Raw genomic sequence first — 23,178 nt, forward strand, 5'->3', positions numbered from 1 at the left:
CCGAACTGGCCTACGGGTTCACGAGGCGGCCGGGCCGGCGTACGAGATGGTCCGACGGCCGATCCGGTCGGCCTCGGCCAGGACCTCCGCGCTCCAGGTGCCCCACAGGCCGGCCATCCGGGAGGTGATGACCACCGTGTCGACACTGTCGTCGGCCAGCAGCGTGTGCACCCCGACGGCGTGGTAGCCGCTGTGGTCGCCAGAGCGCACGGCACGGTCGAGGAGCTGGTCGTCGAAGTCGACGAGGATCGCGCCGGTCACCGACTCGGGCAGCTCGGCGCCGCATCCGATGACGGCGACCGACTCGTCGGCCGGCACGTCCGCCAGGGCCTTGGCGATCTCGTCGGAGACGCTCAGGTCGCCGGCCTGCTTCCGCCAGTCGAGAAGCTCCCGGTACGACTGCTCCCAGGCCCAGAACTCCCCCTTGTCGAGCATCACGCCCAGCCCCAGCTCGACCACCGGTTCCGGGAACTTGCTCAGGAACATCCGCATGTTCACGAAGAGCGCGTCGAAGTTGGCCTTGTGGTCGCGCTCGTGCGGCGCCACCAGAACCCATGCGTCCGGGGCGACCTCGATCGTCAGGCCGGCGCGCTGTAGCCGAAGCGCCAGCTCCATGTCCTCGCCGCCCCAGCCCTCGAACTTCTCCTCGAAGCCGCCGACCCGGCGAAAGTCGTCGGTCCGCACCGACGCGTTGAGCGTCCAGAATGCCTGCCAGGCCACCAACCTCCTGCTCAGGTCCATCTCGCAGTCGGCGAAGTAGGACTGGCGGACGTCCTGGAATTCGGGCAGGTCGCGGAACCGCTGCACCGCGGTCTCCGGGAGCATCTGCGCGAGCAGCTCGTCCACCCGCGCCGTCGGCACCTCGGGGTTGTAGCCGTAACTGAGGCCGATCACCGCCCGTCGGGACTCGCCGCTCTCGTGGGCGGCCAGGTGCGCGGCGAGGAAGTCCGGACCGACCATCGACCCGGTGTCGAGAGTGATCAGCAGCGCGCCGGCGGCGAGCCGGGCCGCGGCGTTGCGCGCGGCGGCGGCGCGGAACCCCCTGTCCTCCTGGAAGACGTACTTGACCTGGAGGGTGTCGGCGAAGGACCGCGCCACCTCGGCGGTGTGATCGGTCGACCCGTCATCGCCGACGATCACCTCGAACTCGGTGGTGGGAATCGTCTGCCGGACGAGGTAGCGCAGTGTGTCGGCCAGCAGGTCGGCCTGGTTGTAGGTCGCGATGATGACGGACACGCGGATCCGGTGGCCCATGTCTCTCTCCCTCGTGTGGTCGGTCAGCTGTACGCCTTGGCCTGGATGGCGAACATCTCGGCGTAGGAGCCGCCGGCGCGCATCAGGGTGTCGTGGTCGCCGACCTCGAGCAGTTGCCCGTCGCCGACCACGATGATCTTGTCTGCCATCCGTGCCGTGGAGAAGCGATGCGAGATCAACACCGTGACCGCCCCGGTCTGCGCGCTGGTGCGTCTCGCGTGTTCGGCGTAGCGCTCGAACAGCTCGTGTTCGGCCTGCGGATCGAGGGCCGACGTGGGTTCGTCGAGCAGCAGCAGCATCGGGTCGTCGCGCATGAGCGCCCGCCCCAGGGCGAGCTTCTGCCACTGCCCGCCGGACAACTCGGCGCCATCGGCGTACGACGTGCCGAGCTGGGTGGACAAGCCGTCCGGCAGGGCACGCAGAACGTCTGTGGAGTGCGCCTTCACCAACGCCTCGTGGACCGCGGCCTCGTCCGACACCCGCGCCACGTCACCGACACCTACGGCTTCGAGCGCCCGGATCTCGTACCGCACGAAGTCCTGGAAGCCGGCGGCCATCCGCTCGCGCCACCGCTCGACGGGCAGCCGTCGCAGGTCGACACCGTCGACGAGGATCCGGCCGGCAGTGGGCTGGTAGAAGCCGCACAGCAGCTTGACCAGTGTCGTCTTGCCGGCGCCGTTCTCACCGACGATCGCCACCGTGCTGCCCGCGGCCAGGTTCAGGTTGACATCGCGCAGCGTCGGCCGATCGGCGCTCGGGTAGTTGAAGCTCACGTTCTCGAAGGTGATCCCGGTGACCAGCCGGTCCGGGACGGGCTGGTCGGCGGAGGACCCGGCACCGGCGACCGCGTCGCGCAGCCGCCCCAGCCGCAGATAGGTGTTGGCGAGGCGTTGCAGTTGCTGCAACTGTGTCACGGCGCCGGTCACCTGCTGGTTGACCTGGGTGGCCAGCACGATGACCAGGACCACCTCGCCGACGCTCTGCTGCCCGGCTATCGCGTTGCGCACGACGAGCAACACCGCTCCGACGTACGCGAGACCGAAGACGACCTGACCCGCCGCACGGAGCGCCATCGCCTTGAGGTGCGCGCCGTAGAGGCCACGGGTGGCGCTCCGCCACAGGCTCGCGTACCGCTGCCGTAGCTCCTTCTCCACGCCGAACACCCGCAGCTCGCCGGCGTAGCGGGCGGTGGTCGTGGCCTGGAAGAGGTTGAGCGCCACGCGGGTCGGCTCGGCGACAGCCGTCTTGGCCCGCTCCAGGGCGCTCTCCGCCAGCCTGCCGGTGAACAACGGCACGGCCGCCGCCACCGGGAGCAACAACAGCAACGGGCTCTGCCACGCCAGGATCGCCGCGCCCAGGACGACCGCCAGCACCATCGTCGCCGCCTGGAACAGCGACTCCATGCTGCTGCGGAACTGCCCGCTGTCCTGGACCAGGACGGTGAGCTCGTCGGCCTGCTCGGGGCGCTCGTGGTGGCCGATCCCCTCCGAGCCGTTGGAGACTGCCAGCAGCTCCCGGTGCAGGTCCAGTTCGATCAGTTCGGACAGCTCGAAGTACGCGACCATGGCGAACTGGCCGGAGGACTGCGCCAGGATGGCGAGCAGGGCCACCACCGCGCCCAGCACACCGGCCTCCGTCGCGCGCCCGCCGATGACCGCGTCAGTCATCATTCCGAGCGCGACGGCGAGCAGGGCTGCCGACGCGGCCAGGGCCAGCATGAGGAAGGTGGCGACCACAGTCTTGCGCGCGTCGATCCGCCATGCCGCGGACAGCAGCTTTCCGACGCCGGAGAACATGACCCTCACAGCAGCACCTCGTCCCGGTCCGAATCGGTGTTGTCGGCGAAACGGTTGGCCTGCAACCTGAACAGCTCGGCGTAGCGCCCGTTGCGCGCCAGCAGCTCGTCGTGGGAGCCCTCCTCGCTGACCCGGCCGTCGTGTAGCACCACGATCTTGTCGGCGTGGCGGACCGTCGAGAAACGGTGGGAGATGAGCAACGTGGTCGCGCCCTGCGTGAGCGCCGCGAACTGGTCGAAGAACTGCGCCTCGGCGCGTACGTCGAGGCTCGCTGTCGGTTCGTCGAGCACGACGACCGACGCGCCGTGCCGCAGCGCGAACAGGGCCCGCGCCAGCGCCAACCGCTGCCACTGGCCGCCGGACAGCTCGGCGCCGCCGGTGACGTGCGCGGCCAGCGGCGTGTCCAGGCCGCGGGGCAGCGAGGTCAGCACCTCGGTCAGGCCCATGGCGGCCACGGCCTCGCGGACCCCGTCCCGATCGTCCGCCGAGCCCACCGCCCCGAATGCCACGTTGTCCGCGGCGGAGAACTCGTAACGCAGGTAGTCCTGAAAGATCACGGCGAGCCGGGCCCGCCACTCCGACAGCTCGAAGGTGCGGATGTCGACGCCGTCGAGACGTACGGCGCCGCTGTCCGGCTCGTAGAGCCGCGCGAGCAGCTTCACCACTGTCGTCTTGCCCGCGCCGTTGAGCCCGACGATCGCTGTGCAACTGCCCACCGGGATTCGCAGGTCCAGGCCGTCGAGCACCGGCCGATCCTGACCGGGGTAGTGGAACGACACGTCATCGAAGTGGATCTCACTGACCGGCGCCGGCGCCGGGTCGCCGGAGCCGGCCGGCTCCAACACGGTGTACCTGTCGATGTGCTCGGAGAACCGTCGAACCGCCCGGTGGGTCTCGGTGCCGATCGCGGTCTCCAGGTCGGCCTCCGGGTAGAACACCGACAGCCGGATGGCGCCCAACGCCGCCTGCATGATCAGGACGAACTCGGTGAGCGTCAGCGTGCTGATCGCGGTGGCCCCGATCGTCGCGAAGATCGCCCCGCAGGCGATCAGGCTGAACCCGGTTGACCACACACCGGGCCACAGGTAGACGCGCCGCCGCGCCGCCCACAGCGGCGCGAACCACGAGCGGTAGGACGACTGCATCTCGCCGTCCATCCAGTTCGCCAGACCGAAGACCCGGATCTCCTTGCCGGCCGGCGCCTGCACGGCAAGGTTGCGGACGTACTCCACCTTGTTCTGCTGAGGCATGAGGCTGAACCGGGCGTGGGCGTAGCGACGCAGACCGCCGCGCTGCACGTTACGGAACCACAGCACGGTCACGGCCACCGCCAGGGCCGCCCACCAGGAGTAGACGACACCGATGATGGCCGTGAAGCCGACCAGTTGGCCGTACCGCGCGATCAGCGCCAGGGTGCCGGCGCAGGCGCTGCCCGGCCCCCACATCTGGAGGCCGTGCTCCAGCTCGCGGGCGGCGTAGCGCAGGTCGGCGAGGACTGCCTGGTCCTCCATCGGGGCGACGCCGGTGCTGCGCGTCGACGCCCGCATCACGTCGTCCACCACTGTGCCGTCGATCCGCCGCGCCAGCAGCTCACCCAGCGAGAGCTGGGCCGGGGCCAACACCTGCTGCAACACGAAGATGCCGGCCGCCACCGCGAAGACAGGCACCAGCTCCTGCCACGCCGTCGAGCCGAGGCCACCGTCGACGGCCCCCGGCACCTTGCCCAGCACCAGGCTGGACGTGATGACGAACGCGATGGGCAGCGCGGCGAGGAGCAGGTTGAGCAGCAGGAGCGCGCCGAGGAGGCCGAAACCCCCTCGGGGCATCAGGCGGAGGATGCTCGCACGCGCGGATATCAGTCCCCACAGCCTGCTGCGCATGGTCATCGATCTCCCTACTCGACCGCCGGTGCTGTCACCTCTCCGACGAACGTCGAGCGGTCGAGATCGACACGAGGGCCGAAATCAATCGAGGAACATGGTGCGAGCGGACGCGCGGCGGAGCAACGCCGCACGGTGGAAGAAGGCAGCTCAGACGTCTGCCTCGACGGCGAAGGTGTTGCCGTCGGGGTCCTGGAACCACGCGATACGACCACCGCCGGCCCGTTCGGTGATCCCCTTCGGGTCGTGGTCGATCTGCTCGTAGCGGACGAACTCGATGCCGGCCGAGGACAACTCGTCGACGATCGCGTCGATGTCGTCGACGTACCACGTCGCAAGCGTCGCCGGGGTCTTCCCGGCGGTGACCGACTGGTACACGTTGAGGGCCGGGCCTCCACCTGAGGCGTAGATGCGGCTGCCGTCGGCGATGGTGGCGCTCGGCGCGGTCCGCAGCGCCACCAGGCCCAGCCTGCCCTCGTAGAAGGCGACGGCCCGCGCGATGTCGGACACGGCGACGGATGGTCTCAGGCGGTGCGCGTTCAATGGCATCACCCACCCTGGCACAGAACGGGCGGCCCCGGTACGTGACGCGGGGCGGGTTCGGCGTGGTGCCGAGCCCGCCCCGGGTCGTGGGGTGGTGGAGCGTCAGCGTTGCAGGGTGAGCAGGCCGGGGCGGTACGGCAGCAGGCCGTAGTCGACGCCGTTGGAGGAGGGGGATCGGCCCTGGTAGAGCAGTTGCAGGTTGCAGGGGTCGACGGTGAAGGTCTGGTCGGCGCTGGTGCGGATCAGCTCGCCGTGGCTGATGTCGTTGGTCCAGGTGGCGCCGCTGTTGGCCTTGCCGGCGAAGGGGTTGCTCTCGGTGGCGGCCTGGGGGGTCCAGGTGCCGCCGAGGCTGGTGGCGGTGAAGGAGCGGAAGTAGCGGCCCTGGGAGCCGATGGCCTCGACGAGCATGAGGTAGCGGTTCTGGTTCTGGAGCTTGTAGACCTGCACGGCTTCGAACAGGTTGTTCGTGGAGTCGCTCATGACCGTGGTGTAGCTGCTGCCGAAGTTGCCGGGGAAGTTCCCGATCGGCATGCTGGCGCGGTAGATCTTGCCGTTGTCGCCGGCGAAGAAGAGGTACATGGTGGTGCTGTCGGCGATGAGGGTCTGGTCGATGGGGCCGGTGCCGGAGCCGGAGATGCTGCCGGTGAACAGGGTCTGCGCGGCGGACCAGCCGTTGGGGTTGGTGGGGTCGGTGGAGGTGCGGTAGGAGAACGCCGCGCCGCCCCACTGGTAGGCCAGGACCCAGATGTTGCGGGGGGCGAAGTAGAACAGGGTGGGTGCGACGGTGCCGCTGTTCATCGTGTTCTGGCTGGCCGAGGCCATGTCCGACCAGTTGGTGAACAGGCCGAAGTTCATCGAGCCCCACGACGAGCCGAAGTCGTGGGTGGTGGCGTAGACCAGCTGCCGGCCGTTGTACGGCGCGACTGTGAAGTCCTTCAGCGACACCCAACCGGACTTCGGCTGCGCCAACGCGCCTGTCGACGACCACCGGTACGACGACGGCAGATCACACGTGCCGCCCGGGGGTGGCGTGGTGGGCGGTGGCGTGGTGGGGTTGCCCCCGCCGTCGACGCGGACGAGTTGCCACTGCTGGTTGGTGCCGTTCCAGTCGTCGTACTGCACGATGTTGCCACCATCGGCGGTCGAGGCGCCCTGCACCTCCATCGCCTTGTTGCTGTTGCGGTTGATCAACCGCACGTACCCGCTGTCCGAGTCGGTCAACCGGAACTGCTGGTTCGTGCCGTTGTTGTCCGACCACTGCACGATCGCCCCGCCGTTGGCCGTCGAACGGCCGGACACATCCAGCACCTTGCCCGACAACCTCGACTTGATCCGGTAGTAACCGCTCCCGGAGTCCACGAACTGCCACTGCTGCTGGTTACCGTTGTTACGCGTCCACTGCGTGATCCGCGCACCGTCGTTCGTGGCCAGGTTGTACACGTCCACGGCCTTGCCACTGTTGCGGTTCACCAACACGTACCAGGCACTCGTGTCGACTGTCGCCGCGGCCGCGGGTGACGACACCGCCATCGCGGCGGCGCCGGCGACCACCACCGCTGCCACGCCCGCGGAGACCGCTCGCACCAACCACGCTCGCCGCCGCGCGGGCGGTGCTGTCGACGGAGACCTACCAAAGGCAGACATGATCCTCCTCAATCACCAAAAGCCGAACGGTCACCCGAAGCTGGGCGCACCGCGACACGCGACCGGGTGCATGCGTCGGGAATGTTCGCGCTAACAAGATCCCCTGCATGCTGTGGACGCACGTCTGAATCAAGGTCGGCGGAGCAGGCCCGCCCCGTAAGCCGTAGCCGCCGCCGTCCTTGACCATCGACTGTGAGCGATAACATGCTGTTCGTCAAGTCGTAACATCGTCGGCACATGGGGCCGTCTGCTCGCGCCCGAGCACGACGCGACGGATCGACACCGGTCATGCCCAGTCACCACGCCGTACACGATCATCGACCCGGAGAACGCCCACCCGGCGATCGGAAATGGTCGACGCTAACATCGACGCCCGCACATGACCTGGTGGTGACCCCTCGGGCACCGACGCCCGACGTCGGGCAGGCGCGGCGCGGAAGACCGGGTCACCCGGCGTACGGCCTCCCGGTGCGGGCGCTGCAGGCCGCCGTGGCGGTCACCGCGGTGCGGAATCCCGAGCCGGGGCCCGGAGCTGGTGGCTCCGGACCCGGGCTCCGATGGTCAGGGACTCGTGCAGGTGAGGTTGCCGGGTGGGGTGTCACCGTTGCCGGTGGCGGTGAACCCGAAGGTGGTCGAGGCGTTCGGCCCCAGCGTGCCGTTGTACGCGGCGTTGCGGACGGTGACGTTGCCTGTGGTGCCCGTGTTGGTGCCACTCCAGAGGCTGCTGATGGCCTGGCCGCTGCCCAGGGTCAGACGTACGGTCCAACCGCTGATCGTGGTGGCGGTGTTGTTGGCGACGGTGACCTCACCCTGGAAGCCGCCCGGCCAGCTGTTGACCGCCCGGTAGGTGGCGACGCAGCTGCCCGGCTCACCTGTCGGCGGCGGCGTCGTGGGCGGGGCGGTCGTGGGCGGCGCCGTGGTCGGTGGGGCCGTCGTCGGCGGGGCCGTCGTGGGTGGGGCCGTCGTGGGTGGGGCCGTCGTCGGAGGCGTGGTGGACTGGAACTGGGTGAAGAATCGCCAGATCTCCGCCGAGGTCCACGTCCTGGAGTCGTTGGGGCTGGACGACCCGTCGACCGGGCTCGGGGTGTGGTCGCCGTCGAACGCGGCCCACTGCACGGGGTAATCCGAGCGGCAGCCGGAGTAGGTGGTGGTGATGTGGGTGAGGCTGCCCCGGCTGGGCTCGCGCGGGCTCTGCGCGGTGCAGCCGTTGTTCCTGACGAACGTGTCGCGCAGCGCCCGGCCCTGGGAGATGTTCAGCACGCTGTCGTAGATGCCGTGGATGCCGAAGTACGCCACGGGCTGGGTACCGCCGTTGCAACCGCTGAGGTTGGCGCCGGAGAGCACGGTGACCGCGCGGATGACTGTCGGTCGGGCGCAGGCCACCGCGTAGCTCATGGCCCCGCCGTAGCTCCAGCCCAGGGCGAAACGCTGGGTCGTGTCGACGCAGAGGTCGTTCTCGACCTGCCGGGAGATGTCGTCGAACAGGGTCAGGTCCCGACCGTTCGTGTTGGCCCAACCGGCGTCGATGCCCTGGGGCGCGACGAAGATCGTGCTGTTGTTCGACAGCGGGGCCAGCCCGTAGTAGCCGGCCGAGGCGACGTTGTTGGCCGAGCCGTTCAGCCAGTGGAAGCCGAAGACCAGTCGGTACGGCCGGTTCCTGTCGTAACCGCCCGGGATCTGGAGGATGTAGGTGCGATTCTGGCCGCTGCTGGAAATCGTGCGCGTGCCGCTGGTGAGGGTGGGCGCCTTGCCGCAGCCCGCCGTCGCCGCGAGGGTGCCGTTGGTGGCGGCCGCCGCCTCGGCGCCGAAACCGACGCGCAGCGCACCGCCTGTCGCCGCGACGAGAACCGCCGCGGCCGCGAGGTACGAGAGGAATTGTCTCCGTTCAACCATTGCTCGACTCCTTGCCGTTGATCGTCGATACGACAGGCACCTCGACGTCAACGAGTCGGTTCGCGCCGACATGCGGGCCGGCGCGCCGTACGCGGGTGGCATACGGGCCGTACCGTCGCTGCCGGGTTGTCCGTGACGGGGCAGGGAGAGCGGGGCATGCAGCCGGACCAGGGTCGTCCGACGACCGCCTGCGGTCGCCTGGCAGTGGCGGAGCGGCCCGGACTGATCACCGACCGGCGAGGCGGCGGGAGGGACGAGCCCTCGGCGTGCCTGCGCCGATTGACTGAGGTGACGGGGAGCGTGCCCTTCGCTCCCGCGCCGAAAGATAGCATGTTATCGATATCACGCTCAACCGGCCGAGTGCCGCGGAACGGGCCACAGCGGACGGACCGACCCGGCACCGAGCGCGCCGGTCAGGCCGCGGGCCCGCCGACCGGAGTCCGCTTGCCTTGCGGCACGCGACCAGGGCGAACGCCACCGGGAACGAGGCTCACCTCTGCCTGTCCCGCGACCGCGGCGCGAACTCGGTGACCTGGGTCAGCCTGTCCCCCAGGTCGCAGACCTCGTCCCGCATGGCCCGGGTCCCTCCGTTCTGCATGGCGTGCATGGCGTCACACGCGTGCCGCCACGCCCGGCAGGCGGCAGGCACGTCATCAAGGTCCAGGAACGCCGCGCAGAGCAGGGCCGACGCCTCGAAGACGCCGATCCGGCTCTGCGACTCGACGGCCGCGTCGACCGCCAGCTCAAGCTGATCCCGCGCCTGGCGCTGGCGGCCCAGCGCAGCGAGGCACTCGGCGATCACGATGCGGACGGCGGGCTCGTCCGTCCTCCGTTCGGACTTCTCGCTGCGAGCGAGCGCCTCCGTGAGGCACGACATGGCCTCGTCGAGGGCGCCCAACCGGACGAGTGACCGCCCCCGGGTCACGGCCGCCCGGATCTCGCCGTGCTCCATGCCGACGGCACGGTACAGGGACAGCGCTCTCTCGTACTCCTCAAGGGCACGCTCGTGCCGACCGAGCTGGCTGTGGACCCGTTGCAGGGCTGCGTGGACGGTGCCCAGCTCGGGGATCATGCCGTGCTCCGCGAAGGTCTTCCGCGCACGCGACAGCAGGTCGATCGCCTCGTCGTAGGTGGCGAAGTGGTAGCAGCAGTCCGCGAGGCCCCGCATGGCGTGTGCCGCGCCGACCTCGTCCCCCGTGTCCCGGGCGGACCTCAGCGCCACACGCATCATGTCCTGCCAGTCGTGGAACCGCCCGGTGAGCTGCAACCACGGCTCGACGGTGAGGGCCAGTTGCCACGGCGCGACGCCGAAGGCGCCCTCAGCCGCGCGCCGCACCGCCTCGGGCAGGACCTCCCGGTGATCATCGAACCAGCGCATCGCCTCGTCGTACGTACGGGGCCGCTCGGCAACCACGCCGTCGGGCGCGGGGGCCGGCACGGCCGTCGGGCTCATCGGCGCCAACACGGTCGCGGCGTGGTGGCTGCTCTGCAGATAGTGCTGCAACAGCCGGCGGACCGCCGCGTCCCGATCCGGCTCCTCGGCCAGGAACAGCTCCTGCGCGTACGCCTTGATCAGGACGTGCGACGTGAACCGACCCCTGTCGTCCTCGTCGAGCATCGCCGCGTCGGCGAGCTCCCGCAGCATCGCCCGCGCGAACCGCGGCGACGTCCCGGACATGCTGGCGAGGGCCTCGGCCGAGATGCCGGGCGCCATGGCGGCGGAGGACAGCCGGAAGAGGCGGGCAGCCTCCGGGCTGAGCTGACGATACGACCAGGCGAACGCGGCGCGGGGGTCGCCCACGCCGTGGCTGCTGGCGAACGCGGCGAGCCGGCGTGTGCCGTCACGGAGTTCGGCGGCGACGTCCGCCAGAGCGAGTCGCGGACGAGCACTCAGCCGTCCCGCCAGGATCGCCAACGCCAGCGGTAGGCGGCCGCACAACTCGATGATCTCGTCGAGAACGTCGTCCGACGACGCACCGGCCCCCACGGACCGGTTCGGCGCGTGCTGAAGACGGCGCAGGACCAGCTCCCGGGCGCTCGGCATGTCCGGAGGGTCGAGATGCAACAGATGGGCGCCGTCGAGCGCGGCAAGCTCGACGAGCGGCTTACGGCTCGTCACGAGAACCAGGCACGCCGGGGAGTTCGGCAGCAACGCGCGCACCTGCGCGGAGTCCCGCGCGTTGTCGAGGAGCACCAGGATGCGCCTGCCGGCGGTGAGGCTCCGGTAGATGCCGACGCGCGCGGCGAGCGTCTCCGGAACGCTTGCCATGTGGAAGCCCTGCGACGACAGCAGGGAACCCAGCGCGTCGGTGGCGGACACGCCGTCGGTCTCGGCCTGGTCTCCCCGCAGGTCGAGGTAGAGCTGGCCGTCGGTGAACTCCGGCGCGACCAGGTGGGCGAAGTGCGCGGCCAGGCTGGACTTCCCCACCCCGCCCATGCCGTCGAGCGCGACGATCAGCGGGCCGGTCCGTTCCGCGTCGGCCAGGGCACCCCGTAGACCGGCGAGAGTCGCCAGCTCAGCGGTGCGGCCGACGAACGCGGGCAGGTCGGGTGGCAGCTGCGCCGGTCGTACCAGCGGCACCGGCGACGGACGCGCGCTCGGCCGCGGCCCGCCGCCGCCCCCGCCGTTTCCGGTAACCGTCGGCGTCGTCTGGGTCAGCACCCGCCGGTGCGCGGCCTCCAGCGCACTGCCGGGATCGATGCCCAGGTCGTCGGCGAGGCGGGAGCGCACCGTCCGGAACGTCTCCAGCGCCTCCGCCTGATGGCCGGCCGCGCCCAGGGTGGCGATGAGACTCGCCTGCACGGGTTCGTTCAACGGCGCCATCGAGGCGGCCAGTCGCAGATGGTGCAGGACCACCGCCGGACGGCTGAGCGACACCGCGACTTCGGCTGCGGAGACGCACGCGGCGAGGAACTCACGGTCCAGCGCGGCGAAGATCGGCGTTGCGGACGTCCCGGAGGCGTACGAATCACCCGCCGGCCCGCGCCACAGCTCCAGCGCCTCGACGTAACTGTCGAGCGCCTCATCGCGGTCGCGAACGGCGAGACTCGCCCGGGCGGCGGCGGTCAGCTCACGGAAGGTGACCAGGTCAAGCGTGCCCGGGCCCGGCGCGAACAGGTAACCGTCACCGTGCCGCCGCAGGTACGAGCCAGTCGCCCGCAGTGGGAGTGAGGGTTCCATCAGCCGCCGCAGGGTGCCGACGTACTTGTGGATGACGTTTGTGGCGCTTGCGGGCGCGTCCTCGCCCCAGAGGAGCCCGATCAGGTTGCTCACACTTATCGGTCGTCCCGCTCGCGCCAGGAGCAGGGCCAGCAGGGAGCACTGCTGCCGGGGGCCGGGGTTCACCTCCACACCGTCGCGCCAGAACCGCAGGGGACCGAGGATCTGGAAGTGCACGCTGCCGCTGACCGGCAGTGCTCCGTCGTCGGCGCGACGGACACCGGCCGATTTCGACAATGCGATCTCCTGTTTCACTTGACGGATCGTGAACATCTCGACGAGCTGACAAGTCTACGACCGGTTCGAGAAAACAAGCCCACGGTCAGAGTGAAACGGACACGAGAGGAAACGGCGCCGGTTCGGCTGTGGAAACCGGTACCCGTTGTCCGTTCCGGCGCTCGCCCTCCCTTTCGCTCCAGCAACAGGAGTCAGAAGTTGTCAACTGCCCGTCGTCAGGATGTGGGCGGAAGGTCTCCCGCAACGAGGACAGGCAAGGCACCATGACCGCGTCAGAACGCACCGTCCGGCCCGGCCCGGCTCACCCCACCACGGCGTACGAATCTCCGCCGGCCGCCGCAGGGCCGGGCAGCCGGAAAGGGCCGACGCTGTTCGCACTGGCCCTGGGCACGTTCGCCATCGGTACCGGCGAGTTCGGCAGCAACGGGATCATCCAACTCTTCGCCGCGGACCTGGGGACGTCCATCCCGGTCGCCACCTACGCGATCAGCGCGTACGCGTTCGGGGTCATGATCGGTTCGCCGGCGATCACGCTCCTCGCGGCCCGGGCCAACCGCCGTACCCTCCTGCTGGGCCTGATCGCGCTCTTCCTGGTCGGCAACGTCCTCTCGGCCCTGGCCCCGAACATCGCGACCCTCGTCGTCTTCCGCTTCATCACCGGAAGCGTGCAGGGCGCCTATTTCGGCGCCGGAGCGGTCGTGGCCGCCTACGTCTACGGCCCCGGCAAGGGTGGGCGGGCCTTCGCGACGGTGATGGGCGGCCTGACCGTGGCCACCATCCTCGGGTCACCGCTCGGCACCCTCGTCGGACAGCACGCCGGGTGGCGTGCCACCTACTGGACGGTGATCGGTCTGGGCCTGCTGGCCGGCGCGGCGCTTTTGGCGTGGCTGCCCCGCACCGACGACCTGCACGGCGGCTCCGTCGCACACGAGCTCGGCGCGCTCCGACGACTCGACGTCTGGCTCATGGTCGCGGTCGCGGCGCTCGGCATCTCCAGCATCTTCGCCGTCTACACCTTCATCGGGCCGTTCGTCACCGACGCGGCGCGGGAGAGCCCGTCGCTCATCCCCGTCGCCCTCGCCGTCTTCGGGCTCGGCATGGCGTTCGGCAACTCCTTCGGCGGCCGGGCCGCCGATCGCCACGGCAACCGCCCGCTGATCTACGGCTTCGGCTACGTCCTGGTGCTGCTGGTGGCCATCGGCCTTTTCGGCGCCGACATCCTGATCCTCCTGCCCGCGCTGTTCGGCGTCGGAGCGACAATGATGTTCGCCATTCCCACCATTCAGGTACGACTGACCGAATTCGCGCCCGAGGCGCCCACCCTCATGGGCGCCCTCAACCTGGCCGCCCTCAACCTCGCCAATTCGCTCGGCGCGATCGGCGGCGCCGTCGCCCTCGGCGCCGGCTGGGGAACCCTCTCCACGGTGTGGGCGGGATTCGTTCTCACCACCGCGGGCCTGGTTCTCTTCCTCACCACCGTGGGCCGGAAGAAGGCAGGTGTCACGCCCGCACACGCACCGGCCTGATCGGTGCCCGCGTCGCCGCCGGCACAGCCTTCGATATCGCAGCGAGGTCGTCTTTTCGAGTCCTAGACTGCGAGCGTGCACGGCGGGGCCGCCCCTGCCAAACGGGGGAGGTGCGGGTGCCATGAATTCTCGGCCGACGCAACAGCAGAATCAGGCTCACGGCGGCGCCAACCGCGACATGCCCCCGGAACTGGGTTCGGACTCCATCGGCATATTCGAGAGCCGGACCTTCATGTTGTCCAATTCGGTCGGTGATGTTCCGGCGGATTCCATCGCCGGCTTGGTGCACGACGACACCCGCTATCTCAGCCGTTGGCAGTTGACTCTCGACGGGCTTGCCCCGCTCGTGCTCAGCTCCGGCACTGTCGACGCCTACTCCGCGGCGTTCTTCCTCGCCAATCCGGAGGTGCGGGGCCTGCGGGCGAACAGTATCGGCGTGCGCCGGGAGCGGTTCGTCGGAGACGGCATGTACGAGCGGATCGCCGTGCAGTACTTCGGCACCGAACCCGTCCGCGTACGCCTGCGGTTGGACGTCGGTGTGGACTTCGCCGACCTCTTCGAGATCAAGAAGGCGGGGCGGAGCAGGCTTGCAGACATCCGGCGAACCCACCTGTCGGACGGCTCGGCCCTGCGCTTCTCCTACCAGAACTCGCACTGGTCGGCCGGCACGACGGTCGAGGCCAACCCGCCTGCCGACCAGGTCGAGGGCGACGGGCTCATCTGGGACGTGCACCTGGGGCGAGGTGACACCTGGGGCTGCGAGCTGCGCGTGCTGCTGAACTGTCAGGGTGCGGACTACCAACCGGCCAGCCGCACCTTCGGCGAGGCACACGACACCGGCGGCGACGACGTGACGTCGCGGTGGGCGGCGAACAAGCCGGACCTCAGCGCGGATTCGGAACTGTTGCGCAACGTCTATCACAAGTCCGCCACCGACCTGATGTCGATGCACATCGTCAAGGAGATCAACGGCCAGAAGGTCGTCCTGCTGGCCGCCGGCATGCCCTGGTTCCTGACCGTGTTCGGGCGGGACACGCTCGTCACCGCCTACCAGAGCATCAGCTGTGGACCGGACGTGGCGCGGGGTGCGCTGGTGACGCTCGCCGCGCACCAGGGCGACGCCGTGGACGACTTCAGCGACGAGGAGCCTGGGAAGATCCTGCACGAGTTCCGCTCCGGTGAGCTGACTCAGCTCGGCGTCGTGCCGTACGGTCCCTGCTTCGGCTCGGCCGACACCACCCAGCTGTGGCTCATCCTGCTCTCGGAGTACTGGCGGTGGACGGGCGACGACGCGTTGGTGCGGCAGTTGCGGCCCAACGCCGAGGCCGCTCTCCGGTGGATCGACGAATTCGGGGACCGCGACGGCGACGGTTACGTCGAGTACGCCACGCGCTCCCCGGGCGGCATGCGCAGCCAGTGTTGGCGCGACTCACCGGACGGTGTGCAGTTCGCCGACAGCACGCTCCCCGACCTGCCGGTCGCCACCTGCGAGATCCAGGGCTACACCTACGACGCCAAGCTCCGCGCCGCGGAACTCGCCGACGGGCCGTGGGCCGACGCCGCGTTGGCCCGACGCCTGCGTGGCGAAGCCGCCGATCTGCGCGAGCGGTTCAACAGTGACTACTGGCTGCCGACGCGCGGCGGTTACTACGCGATCGGCCTCGACGCCCACAAACGACCCATCGATTCGATGACCTCGAACATGGGCCACCTGTTGTGGAGCGGAATCGTCCCGCCGGAGCGTGCGGCGGTGGTGGCGCGGCAGTTGATGTCCGACGCCATGTTCTCCGGCTGGGGTGTCCGGACGCTGTCCACCGAGGACGTCGGGTACAACCCCATCGGCTACCACCTCGGCACCGTGTGGCCGCACGACAATTCGATAATCGCCGCCGGGCTCGCCCGGTACGGCCACCGGGACGCGGCCAACCGCATCGCGATGGCGATGCTCGAAGCGGCAGCCCACTTCGACTACCGGCTGCCCGAGGCGTTCTCCGGGTACGACCGCTCGCTCGGACGCCGGCCCGTGCCGTACCCCACCGCCTGCAATCCCCAGGCCTGGGCCAGCGGCGCCCCGCTGTTGCTGCTGCGGGCGATGCTCGGCCTCGACGTCCGAGGCGGCGATCTCCGCACCGATCCGCACCTCCCCGAGTCGTTGGGGAGCATCCGGCTCACCGGCGTCACCGTGCACGGCGCCCGGCGAACCCTCGACGCCTCCGGCTCGCGCCTGCGCTCCTCGGCCTGAGCCGCGGACGGCACGGGTCAGGGTCTTGCGCCGCTCGTCCGCAGGGTGGACAGCGCGTCGTGGTGCCGGGACCGGACGGTACGGACCGGGACCCCGAGCACCCGCGCCGTCTGGTACGTCGTCCGTCCCGCCAGGTAGGTGTGCAGGAGCACGGCCCGATGCTCGTCGGGCAGCCGCCGCAGCAGCGTGATCGCCTCGGCCGTGGCGACGGCGGCGTCCGCGTGATCCGGCTGGGCGACGTCGACCTCCGGCTCGGTCGTCTCCCGCCCGACGGCGACCTCCCGCAGTGACGTGACGGCCAGGCCACGCGCCGCCGTCATCAACCAGTCACGAATCGCAATCGTGCCGAAGGGCAGGCGGTTGCCGCTCTGCCACGCCTGGATGAAGGTCTCCTGCACGATGTCCTCGGCGAGGTGGTGATCCGTCACGAGCGTCCGGACGAAGGTGAGCAGCGGTCCGGCGTGCTCGGACATCAACTGGTCAAGTGCGGGACGCCTACCGGTCGCCGCACAGGTGTGGTCGGCGGTCGTCATTGCTGGTGCCTGGTCCTCCGCGAGAGGGGGTGGGCGAGTGGCCCCGCCACCGACACCGTTCGGGATCGGCACTGGCGATCGGCCCGAGTCCTGACGCTACGGCCCGCCACTTACCAGCCTCGTGACGAACTCTTACCGGCACGCGCCAGGCCCCGGGCGTACGCGGAGTCCCCCGGCGGACTACCTCGGGCGTGCGATGTCGAGTTGCCCGCTCGCCCGGACCGTCACCCAGGTCGTGACAGTCGTCCCGTCGACCTCGGCCGTGCAGGTGAACCGGTGTCCGTCGATGACGGGCTGGTCGACGGGACAGGCAACGGTGTCCGCAGCGAGCCGGTAGTCGTCCCGAAGCACTGTGAGCACCTGCCGTTGCAGGACTGTGGTGTCGAGGACCTTCCGTTGCGGGAGGTCGGGCCGGGTCACGGCCAGGACCGTCCCCGCGGTGATCAGGAGGACGACCGGGACCGCGATGGCGACCACGAGTTTCCGGGAGGGACGCCGCCATCGGCTCGCCGTCGACCCGGCCGTGGCCGGCCCCCACTGTGGCGGAGGCGCCGGCGTCCAGCGGGGCACCAGCAGGGCCGCCCCGCCGGCGCCGACGAGCGCGGAACTGTCGGGCGTGCCGTCTGGGTTCATCGTCGGCTCCTTCGGCTCAGCGGGTGGTGGGGGTCGGCACGGTGACCACCTCGGGTAGCGGCTTGGTGCGGTCACCTGTCGGGGTGACCGCGAACCAGGTACCACCGACTCCCTGGCCCCGGATGTCGCCGGGCGCGGTGTCCTTGGCGAACCGGTAGACCGGCCAGCCCCCGATGGTCACCTGGCAGGTGCCGTCGGGCCGCTCGAGGTACCCGACGAGTTGCGGGTCGACGCCGTCCGGGTAGATCTGGCCGGGCGACGAGATGAGCACCGGGGGCCAGGTCTTGGCGCAGTCGCCCGCGCAGGTCGCCTTCGACGGCTTCGCCGAGTCCTTGTCGAACCGGTAGAGCGTCATGCCCCGGCCGTCCGCGACGTACGTCCCGATGTCGGCCTGGTTCGTGGCCCGCAACTGCACCACCGAGACACCGCGGCCGCGGTCCGGAGCACTCGGAACGGGAACGTCGGGCGGCCCGCTGAAGATCTGGACCCGCCGTTGCGTCTTCGCCACCGTCGGCGCCGGAACGGGGCTGACCTCGATCACCTGCGGGGTCGGGTCGCTGCTCGCGGAGGCCGATGTCGCCGGCGTGGGCCCCGGGGACGGTGCTGTCGCGGTGGCGCCCGCGCCCGTGGTGTCCCCGCACGCCGCCAACGCCACCAGGCCGATCGCCGCTATCGCGATCCGCGCTCTCTCCACCATGTTCGCTCCACCTCGTGCTCGGTGCGGACCGGGCTGCTGCACAGGTCCGGCACCCACACGGACGACCCAGCGAAACGGTTCACCGCCGCCACCGCAGCGGGCCCGCGACCGAATCCACCGCGCCCTGAACCGGATGGCGCGCGCATCCGTGTGGGTGGCGGCATCGGCGCAAGACGGTCCACGAGGGGAACGGCTCGCCGGGCCACCGACCAGGGGAAGGAAGGGCGACATGGCCACGTACCACATCGTCAGCGAGGACATCCAGGAGTCGGCGAGCTGGCTGCAGCAGAACATGCAGACGCTGCTGGACGGGATGACCCAGGCCAAGAGCAAGATCGACACTCTGATCCAGGGTGGCTACAACACCCCGGGCGCGCAGCAGCAGTTCGGGCCGTACTTCGAGGAGTACAAGGGCAGCGTCGACCAGACCCTGCACGGCATGGAGGGCATCAGCCAGTACCTCACGCAGGTCAGTGACGCCTTCTCCGAGACCGACACGCAGACCGCCGCCAGCCTCAGCCGCTGACGAACGAATGGTCGGGGCCGCGTGGTGCGCACTCACCACGCGGCCCCAGCCGTGTTCCCGACGGATCATCCGACCAGGAGATACCCGTGCGCCTGTTGCTCACCGTGACGGACCAGTCCACCCCCGCCACCGACTACCAGGTCGAGGCCGCCCTCGACTCCACAGTCGCCGAGCTCGCCGAGGTGCTGGCGGAGCGACGCCCGGAACCCGGCGGCCGACCGCCGACGCTCTTCGTCGCCGGCGCTCCGCTGGATCCCGGGCTCACCCTCGCCGACGCGCCGCTGTGGCAGGGCAGCGTGCTCGAACTGGACCGCCCGGCACCCGTGTCGCCCCCACGGCCGCCGGGCCCACTGGAGATCCGGGTCGTCAGCGGCCTGGGCGCCGGCAGCCTGTTCCCGCTCGACGTGGGCGAGCACGCCATCGGCGTCGCCGACGACGACCACGTACGCCTCAACGACGACCCGCTCGCTCCCGCGCTCGCGCGGCTCCGGGTGGACGAGGACGGCGAGTGCTTGCTGCACCCGGTCGAGCCCGGGTTGCTGCTCGACCGGGTGGAGGTCGACGACGAGCGGGTCTGGTCGCCCGGCGCGCAACTCGCCGCGGGTTCGTCCCTGCTGGAGCTACGTCGCCCGGTCCGGGAGGAGGCCGCGCTCCAGATCTCGGAGGACCGCACAGGCCTCGACTACAACCGACCGCCACGGCTGCTGCCCGCGGCGCGGACCACCCAGTTCACCCTTCCCGGGCCGCCTGCGCCGCCGGAGCGGCGACCGCTCACGTTGATCACCGTGCTGGCGCCTGTCGTGCTCTCCGGTGCCGCGTTCGTCATCACCCGCAACCCACTCACGCTGCTGTTCGCCATTCTGTCGCCGCTGGTGCTGATCGCGGGCCAGATCGGCGCCCGCCGGCAGGGCCGGGCCACGTACCGCTCGCGGCTCGCCGAGTACGAGAAGAAGAAGGCGCGCATCAGCGGCGAGGCGCAGGAGGCGCTGACCACCGAACGACTGGCCCGCCGGGACAACTTCCCCGATCCGGCGGCGATGGCGCTGATCGCAGTCGGGCCGCAACGGCGGCTCTGGGAGCGACGCCGCACCGACCCCGACTTCCTCGAACTGCGGGTCGGCAGCGCGGACCTGCCGTCCGAGGTGGTGCTGCGGGACCTGAGCCAGGAAGAGAACCGGCGCGAGGTCCGGTGGAGCGCCCTCGACGTGCCGGCGACCGTGCCGGTACGCAAGCACGGCGTCGTGGGGGTGGCCGGTGGCGTCATCGCGCGGACGACGGCCCGCTGGATGACGACCCAGGCCAGCGCCCTGCACAGCCCTGAGGACCTGCAGATCTACCTGCTCTGCGGCGCCGACGACGAGCAGGGCTGGGCCTGGGCCCGCTGGCTGCCCCACCTGCGCCCCCGCGACGGCCAGGACACCCTCGCCACCGTCGGCACCGACACCCAGACACTGGCCCGCCGGGTCGGCGAGCTGGTGACGATCATCTCGGCCCGCTCCGGCGAGCGGGCCGACGGGGCGTTTCGCGACATCCTCGTGGTGCTCGACGGGGCACGGAAGCTGCGATCCCTGCCCGGTGTCACGCAGATCCTGCGGGAGGGACCGTCGGTCGGCGTGTACGCCATCTGCGTGGACGCCGAGGAGCGGCTGCTGCCCGAGGAGTGCCAGGCGGTCATCGCCCAGCAGCCCGACGGATCGCTGCTGGTGACCCAGACCCTCGCCGCCCCGATCGACGACATCCACCCGGACGTCGTCTCGCCGGAGTGGCTGAGCCGGGTGGCGCGGGCGCTCGCTCCGTTGCGGGACATCGGTGGCGCCGACGAGGAGAGCGCCCTCCCGGGCGCGAGCCGGCTGCTCGACGTACTCGGAATGGAGCCGCCGGAGCCGGACGCGGTGACCGCCCGGTGGACGTCCGGAGGTCGGACCACCGAGGCCGTGCTGGGGGTGTCGCTGGACGGGCCGTTCGCCCTCGACCTGAAGCGGGACGGGCCGCACGGCCTCGTCGCCGGCACCACCGGCTCCGGCAAGTCGGAGCTGCTGCAGACTCTGGTCGCCTCGCTCGCCGTGGCCAACCGGCCGGACGCGATGACGTTCGTGCTTGTCGACTACAAGGGCGGTAGCGCCTTCAAGGACTGCGTCCTCCTGCCGCACACGGTCGGCATGGTCACCGACCTGGACACCCACCTGGTGAGCCGGGCGCTGACGTCCCTCTCGGCGGAGCTGCGGCGACGCGAGCACATCCTCGCCGAGGCCGGGGCGAAGGACATCGACGACTACGTCGAGTTGCTGCGCCGTGAGCCGTCCCGTGTCCCGATGCCGCGGCTGCTCATCGTGATCGACGAGTTCGCGTCGATGGTGCGTGATCTGCCCGACTTCGTGACCGGTCTGGTCAACATCGCGCAGCGGGGCCGGTCGCTCGGCATCCACCTGGTGCTCGCGACCCAGCGGCCGGGCGGCGTGGTCTCGCCGGAGATCCGGGCCAACACCAACCTGCGCATCGCCCTGCGGGTCACCGACAGCAGCGAGAGCCAGGACGTGTTGAACGCCCCGGACGCGGCCTCGATCTCGAAGTCGACGCCGGGCCGGGCCTTCGTCCGTCTCGCCCAGTCGTCGCTGGTGCCGTTCCAGGCGGGACGGGTCGGCGGGTTCCGCCCCGGCGCGCGCACCACCGCCCGGCCCGCACCGTGGCTGGCGCCGCTCTCCTGGCCGGATCTCGGCCGCCCGGCGCCGCGCCGTCGCAGCGGAGAGGCCGAGCCGTCGGCCGAACTGACCGACCTCGCGGTGCTCGTGGCGGCGATCCGCGACGCCAGTGAACGGCTCGCCATCCCTGCGCAGCACAGCCCCTGGCTGCCCGCGCTGCCGGCGAAGCTGTCCGTGGACGCGCTGCCGCCGGCCCGCGCCAGCGGCTACCACCTCCCGGCGGTGGCGTACGGGCTTGTGGATCTTCCTGCCCAGCAGGACCAGGTGCCGTTGGCGCTGGACCTCGGGACGCTCGGGCACCTGCACATCATCGGCTCCTCGCGTAGCGGGCGATCGCAGACGCTGCGGACCATCGGCGGGGCGCTCGCCCGCGTCCACTCGACGGCGGACGTCCACCTCTACGGGGTGGACTGCGGCAACGGCGCGTTGCTCGCCCTCGGTGGCCTGCCGCACTGCGGTGCCGTGGTGCAGCGCACCGAGGCGGAACGGCTCGGCCGGCTGTTCGCCCGCCTCGTCGCGGAGCTGGGCCGGCGGCAGCAACTTCTCGCCGCCAGTGGCTCGGCGAGCATGGTGGAGTACCGGGCCGGTGTGGCCGCGGGTGAGCGACCGCCCCACCTCCTGCTGTTGCTGGACCGGTTCGAGGTCTTCGACAAGACCTTCGCCGACTACGACAACGGCACGATCATGGCCGGTCTGCTGACGCTGCTGCGCGAGGGCGCCGGGGCGGGCATCCACGTGGTGCTCGCGGGTGACCGGGCGATGTTCTCCAGCCGGATCTCGTCGACCACCGACGACAAGCTGGTGCTGCGGCTGACCGAACGCGGTGACTACAGCATGGTCGGCATCAACCACCGGCAACTGCCGGACGAGATCGAGGCGGGCCGCGCGATCCGGGCCTCCGACGGCGCCGAGGCGCAGATCGCGCTGCTCGGCGACGACGTGTCCGGTCAGGGTCAGGCGCGCGTACTCGTCGAGATCGCCGAGGCGGCCCGGCAGCGCGACGCGGACCTCGCGGCCTCCAGTCGCCCGTTCCGGATCGACGTGCTGCCGGATGAGCTGACCCTGGCGGACACCGAGGCGCTCGCCCGACCCGTCGAGCCACTGTGGACGATGCTGGGCGTCGGCGGCGACGAACTGACCGCACTCGGGCCGGATCTGACGATCATTCCGAGCCTGGTGCTGGCCGGGCCGCCGCGCTCGGGTCGGAGCACCGCGCTGCTGACGATGGTCGCGGACCTGCTGCGCAGGGGGACGCCCGTGGTCGTGGCGGCGCCCCGCAGATCACCCCTGCGCGAGCTGGCCGGTCTGCCGGGGGTGCTCGACCTCGTCGCGAGCGAGAACCTCACCTCCGCCGGACTGACGACGGCGCTCGCGGGCAGGAACGGACCGGCAGTCGTCGTGCTGGACGACGCCGAGCTGCTGCTCAAGTGCGATGCGGGAAGCGACCTCGGGGAGATCGCGCGGGCCGGCACGGAACGGGGCCTCGGACTCATCATGGCCGGCACCATCGACGGCCTGTCCGGCGGTTTCGGCGGCTGGCACGTCGACGCCCGACGCAACCGGCAGGGCGCGTTGCTCAGTCCCCAGGGCCTCGGCGACGGAGAGCTCATCGGCGCAAAACTGACGCGCGGCCAGCTCGGCGTGGGACGCCTGGGCCGGGCGTTGCTGCACCTGGGCGACGGCACCGTCCGCCTGGTGCAGGTGCCCCGGACCGATCCGGCAGCGCTGCGGGCGTTGGTGACGCCCGGTGGGGCCGAGCCCCAGGCTGCGGCGGCGGAGGGGTGAGGTAGGCGAGCCGTAGCGGAAACGGTCAGGGGGACACCGGATCGCGGTGTCCCCCTGACCTGTCTCGCGG

The 23,178-nt window shown here is 70.7% G+C and carries 14 protein-coding genes; 4 read left to right on the plus strand and 10 right to left on the minus strand.

What is annotated here, in order from left to right; translation table 11 throughout:
- Positions 1-18: 18 nt before the first annotated feature.
- From OOJ91_RS31000 to OOJ91_RS31030, 7 genes are all read right to left on the minus strand, one after another.
- Entirely contained in the window at positions 19-1,254 is a 1,236-nt protein-coding gene (locus OOJ91_RS31000; protein ID WP_266250602.1) for a glycosyltransferase, read from the minus strand.
- Positions 1,255-1,277: 23 nt separating this feature from the next.
- Entirely contained in the window at positions 1,278-3,050 is a 1,773-nt protein-coding gene (locus OOJ91_RS31005; protein ID WP_266251505.1) for an ABC transporter ATP-binding protein, read from the minus strand.
- Positions 3,051-3,055: 5 nt separating this feature from the next.
- A complete protein-coding gene (locus OOJ91_RS31010) occupies positions 3,056-4,876 on the minus strand; it encodes an ABC transporter ATP-binding protein (protein WP_266250604.1) in 1,821 nt (606 codons plus the stop codon).
- A gap of 204 nt (positions 4,877-5,080) precedes the next feature.
- Complete coding sequence (locus tag OOJ91_RS31015; RefSeq protein WP_266250606.1) at positions 5,081-5,440, minus strand: VOC family protein; 360 nt, start codon at positions 5,438-5,440, stop codon at positions 5,081-5,083.
- A 135-nt stretch (positions 5,441-5,575) separates the two neighbouring features.
- Positions 5,576-7,117: a non-reducing end alpha-L-arabinofuranosidase family hydrolase gene (locus OOJ91_RS31020; RefSeq protein ID WP_266250608.1), complete on the minus strand. Its 1,542-nt coding sequence runs from the start codon at positions 7,115-7,117 to the stop codon at positions 5,576-5,578.
- Positions 7,118-7,678: 561 nt separating this feature from the next.
- On the minus strand, positions 7,679-9,010 hold the full coding sequence (locus OOJ91_RS31025) for a cellulose binding domain-containing protein (protein WP_266250610.1): 1,332 nt from the start codon (positions 9,008-9,010) through the stop codon (positions 7,679-7,681).
- A 490-nt stretch (positions 9,011-9,500) separates the two neighbouring features.
- On the minus strand, positions 9,501-12,485 hold the full coding sequence (locus tag OOJ91_RS31030) for an AfsR/SARP family transcriptional regulator (RefSeq protein ID WP_266250612.1): 2,985 nt from the start codon (positions 12,483-12,485) through the stop codon (positions 9,501-9,503).
- Between the two features lie 245 nt (positions 12,486-12,730).
- On the opposite strand from OOJ91_RS31030, the gene OOJ91_RS31035 reads away from it, so the two are divergent.
- Positions 12,731-13,993, plus strand: a complete 1,263-nt coding sequence (locus tag OOJ91_RS31035) for an MFS transporter (protein WP_266250614.1) — start codon at positions 12,731-12,733, stop codon at positions 13,991-13,993.
- Between the two features lie 178 nt (positions 13,994-14,171).
- Complete coding sequence (locus tag OOJ91_RS31040; protein WP_266251506.1) at positions 14,172-16,235, plus strand: amylo-alpha-1,6-glucosidase; 2,064 nt, start codon at positions 14,172-14,174, stop codon at positions 16,233-16,235.
- 17 nt (positions 16,236-16,252) lie between these two features.
- Here the strand turns inward: OOJ91_RS31040 and OOJ91_RS31045 are convergent, their stop codons facing one another.
- The 3 genes from OOJ91_RS31045 to OOJ91_RS31055 form a co-directional block, all read right to left on the minus strand.
- Complete coding sequence (locus OOJ91_RS31045; RefSeq protein ID WP_266250616.1) at positions 16,253-16,768, minus strand: RNA polymerase sigma factor; 516 nt, start codon at positions 16,766-16,768, stop codon at positions 16,253-16,255.
- Between the two features lie 180 nt (positions 16,769-16,948).
- On the minus strand, positions 16,949-17,401 hold the full coding sequence (locus OOJ91_RS31050) for a DUF4333 domain-containing protein (RefSeq protein WP_266250618.1): 453 nt from the start codon (positions 17,399-17,401) through the stop codon (positions 16,949-16,951).
- 16 nt (positions 17,402-17,417) lie between these two features.
- Positions 17,418-18,098, minus strand: a complete 681-nt coding sequence (locus tag OOJ91_RS31055; RefSeq protein WP_266250620.1) for a hypothetical protein — start codon at positions 18,096-18,098, stop codon at positions 17,418-17,420.
- Between the two features lie 229 nt (positions 18,099-18,327).
- Here OOJ91_RS31055 and OOJ91_RS31060 point away from each other — a divergent pair, with 229 nt between their 5' ends.
- Together OOJ91_RS31060 and OOJ91_RS31065 are read left to right on the plus strand one after the other, a co-directional pair.
- Entirely contained in the window at positions 18,328-18,624 is a 297-nt protein-coding gene (locus OOJ91_RS31060; protein ID WP_007457407.1) for a WXG100 family type VII secretion target, read from the plus strand.
- 86 nt (positions 18,625-18,710) lie between these two features.
- Positions 18,711-23,108, plus strand: coding sequence for an FtsK/SpoIIIE domain-containing protein (locus OOJ91_RS31065; RefSeq protein ID WP_266250624.1), 4,398 nt, complete (start codon positions 18,711-18,713; stop codon positions 23,106-23,108).
- The last annotated feature ends 70 nt before the right edge of the window (positions 23,109-23,178 follow it).

This window comes from Micromonospora lupini (assembly GCF_026342015.1).
Taxonomy (GTDB): Bacteria; Actinomycetota; Actinomycetes; order Mycobacteriales; family Micromonosporaceae; genus Micromonospora; species Micromonospora lupini_B.

What these genes read in the sequence shown, in the direction of transcription:
- OOJ91_RS31000 (WP_266250602.1), bottom strand. Translation starts at nt 1,254, where the DNA reads ATGGGCCACCGGATCCGCGTGTCCGTCATCATCGCGACCTACAACCAG.
- OOJ91_RS31025 (WP_266250610.1), bottom strand. Translation starts at nt 9,010, where the DNA reads ATGGTTGAACGGAGACAATTCCTCTCGTACCTCGCGGCCGCGGCGGTT.
- OOJ91_RS31060 (WP_007457407.1), top strand. Translation starts at nt 18,328, where the DNA reads ATGGCCACGTACCACATCGTCAGCGAGGACATCCAGGAGTCGGCGAGC.
- OOJ91_RS31020 (WP_266250608.1), bottom strand. Translation starts at nt 7,117, where the DNA reads ATGTCTGCCTTTGGTAGGTCTCCGTCGACAGCACCGCCCGCGCGGCGG.
- OOJ91_RS31055 (WP_266250620.1), bottom strand. Translation starts at nt 18,098, where the DNA reads ATGGTGGAGAGAGCGCGGATCGCGATAGCGGCGATCGGCCTGGTGGCG.
- OOJ91_RS31005 (WP_266251505.1), bottom strand. Translation starts at nt 3,050, where the DNA reads ATGTTCTCCGGCGTCGGAAAGCTGCTGTCCGCGGCATGGCGGATCGAC.
- OOJ91_RS31010 (WP_266250604.1), bottom strand. Translation starts at nt 4,876, where the DNA reads ATGCCCCGAGGGGGTTTCGGCCTCCTCGGCGCGCTCCTGCTGCTCAAC.
- OOJ91_RS31050 (WP_266250618.1), bottom strand. Translation starts at nt 17,401, where the DNA reads ATGAACCCAGACGGCACGCCCGACAGTTCCGCGCTCGTCGGCGCCGGC.
- OOJ91_RS31040 (WP_266251506.1), top strand. Translation starts at nt 14,172, where the DNA reads ATGCCCCCGGAACTGGGTTCGGACTCCATCGGCATATTCGAGAGCCGG.
- OOJ91_RS31045 (WP_266250616.1), bottom strand. Translation starts at nt 16,768, where the DNA reads ATGACGACCGCCGACCACACCTGTGCGGCGACCGGTAGGCGTCCCGCA.
- OOJ91_RS31035 (WP_266250614.1), top strand. Translation starts at nt 12,731, where the DNA reads ATGACCGCGTCAGAACGCACCGTCCGGCCCGGCCCGGCTCACCCCACC.